Origin of the sequence: Desulfovibrio sp. ZJ200 (genome assembly GCF_011039095.1) — a bacterium.
Lineage (GTDB): Bacteria > Desulfobacterota > Desulfovibrionia > Desulfovibrionales > Desulfovibrionaceae > Desulfovibrio.
Map to the genome: position 1 here is coordinate 1 of NZ_JAAKEH010000099.1, position 2,423 is coordinate 2,423.

A 2,423-nucleotide genomic window follows, 5' to 3' on the forward strand; every position below is an offset into this window, starting at 1 on the left:
TGCCATCCACCGTCTGCTTGTTAAACTTGGCTACAAATATAAAAAAAACTCTCAAAGCCAGCGAACAAGAACGCGAAGATGTAAGAAGGAAACGTGAGGAATGGAAACTGTTCCAGCAAAAAGCTTCCTGTAATAGATTGATATTTATTGATGAAACCGGTGCCAAAACCAACATGACGAGATTATACGGCAGAGCCAGAAATGGGCAACGTTGCCATGATCATGCGTCAGACGGACGTTGGGAAAGGATAAGCATACTTTCAGCAATCCGGGTAACGGGAGAAACTTGCAGTGTTGTTTTTGATGGGGCACTGGATGGAAAAATGTACAATGCCTATATTGAAAAATTTCTTCTTCCAACGCTTAAAGCTAACGATGTTGTTATAATGGATAATTTGAATGTCCATAAATCAAAAACCGCCCAAAACTTGATAAGGGAAAAAGGCTGCAAGTATATTTTCCTTCCAGAATACAGCCCGGATTTAAATCCCATTGAAAAGATGTGGAGCAAAGTGAAACAATTACTTCGGGGTATGAAAGCAAAAACATGTGATGAACTGTACAAATCCATTGGAAAAGCATTAAGTTGTATCACACAAAAAGACGCTGAAGGATGGTTTAAATCCTGTGGCTATGTAAAAAGTTAAAAGCAAAATGCTCTAGAGCATTTTCACTTTGAAAATGCTCTGCTGACGCGAAAGCGGCAGCCGCCGCAACGCGGCGTATATTCAGGCGAAAACCGCGTTTTTCGCCTGAATGCCACCTTTGACTTTTATAAAAAGTCAAAGGTAATCTGCTCTAAAGCATGCCTCTACAGCACGGCAGGCTCTTGAATGGTTCAGCCTGTCTTTATGGACAAGGCTAAGACTGGTAGCGAGTTTTATATGAAATTTGAAATGTTGGATGCCTACGAAGCAAAGCGTTCTTTGGGCTTCACATGGAGACTGCCAGAGCAGGGTTTGCGGATGCTTAAGGCTGAGGATCCACAGGATGCTTTGTTCACTTTTCATAAATACCGTGTTGAGCATGTCTGCTCTACCCTGCAAACCCTGGAACATATTAACTGCACGATTGCCCAAACGCGGAGCATTCTGGACGGACAAGCCACATCAGGCCTCTCAACACGCCAGTTGCGTGCAATAGAAAATTATGGGCGAGCCTGCGATTGCCTGATTGATTTGATTGAGCAGAATAATTTTTCCTTGAATAAAGAAACAATATGTACATTGCATGCACTTGTCGGCAGAGATGAGGCCAGACATTGTGGAAAGTTTCGGGGACACCAGGTTTTTATTGAGCAATCTAGCTATATTCCCCCAAAGTCGGACTACCTCGAAAAAATTTTTGCAGAGGGCTCGGCATTTCTGAACAGTCTGGGCAACGCACAGGAAAAAGCGCTATGCAGCTTCTTATTTCTTGCGCGTTCGCAGTTTTTTAGCGATTGTAACAAGAGAACGGCAAATCTTGTTATGAATGGTCTGCTCATGCAAGCGTGTTTTTATCCGCTTAATATCCAAGGAGAGCAGTTTCTTGAAAAAATGGCCGCTTTTTATGAAACGGCAGATGCCACAGAGGTGATCAAGGAAATTAATAAGATCGCCATACGTCAGTATCGGATAGATGGCGCTGAGATTGAACCACGAGCCCAAGAAAGCCAGTCCGAACAGCAACATCTAGCAGACGCTAAAAATATCTATGATGCCCAACTTAAAGATTTCATGCAGGCTAAATCCGAGCAGGCTGACCGGCTTGTGGTCAATCTGGAAAACAAAATTGCCGCCCAAAGTCAAAAGCTCCAGAATGTGCTCAGGGCTAAGCCCAATGCCATCAGCGCCCTCTGGCGCGGCAATCAGTGGCGGGAACAATATAGCCAAGAACAGCACCGCTTGCATGAACAGGAAGCTCGCCTGTCTCGCGTCAAAATGCTGCAAGCATCCACGCGTCGGCTTGAACGGATGGCTGAAACCAAGTTGCGACGGGAGCAGAAAGGTTTGACGGTCAGGCGTGATGCCCAATTGCTTGAAGAGCGCGAGCGCCTCTTCAAGGAAAAAACGCAGAGCACGCCCCTGGACATAACCCGGAAGAGGCCGGGCCGAGGACGTTCTTTGCGCAGAGAACAGTAAAGGCGCAGCCCCGCTGAAATCTTCCAGCGGGGCTGCTTTCTTTTAGGGTCTGTTCACGCTTATCAGAAAAAGTCTTGTTTTTCGGAACACTGCCTCGTACTTCTGCCGGGGAAAGGATTTTCGTTGAACTCTTTAAAATAGCTGAGAATGCGCAGGATAGTGCTAACACGCCCTAGAGCATTTTGCTTTTGAAATTATTCAATTTCAAAAGCGGCGCTGCCATCATTTCGCGTCCAGGCTTCAGCCGTTGCGACGAAGGAAGCTACGGATGAAGACAGCAACTGGTTACTGCGGCAGCCA

At 45.8% G+C, this 2,423-nt stretch carries 2 protein-coding genes; both read left to right on the forward strand.

Annotated elements, in window-relative coordinates; all coding sequences use genetic code 11:
• The first annotated feature begins 26 nt into the window (after nt 1–26).
• Nucleotides 27–647, forward strand: a complete 621-nt coding sequence (locus G7Y52_RS14735; protein WP_165073219.1) for an IS630 family transposase — start codon at nt 27–29, stop codon at nt 645–647.
• Between the two features lie 237 nt (nt 648–884).
• Nucleotides 885–2,123 (forward strand): Fic family protein, encoded by a 1,239-nt coding sequence (locus tag G7Y52_RS14740; protein ID WP_165073221.1) that lies wholly within the window; start codon nt 885–887, stop codon nt 2,121–2,123.
• Nucleotides 2,124–2,423: the final 300 nt, after the last annotated feature.

Coding starts and splice junctions, on each gene's coding strand:
- G7Y52_RS14740 (WP_165073221.1), top strand. CDS start 885: ATGAAATTTGAAATGTTGGATGCCTACGAAGCAAAGCGTTCTTTGGGC.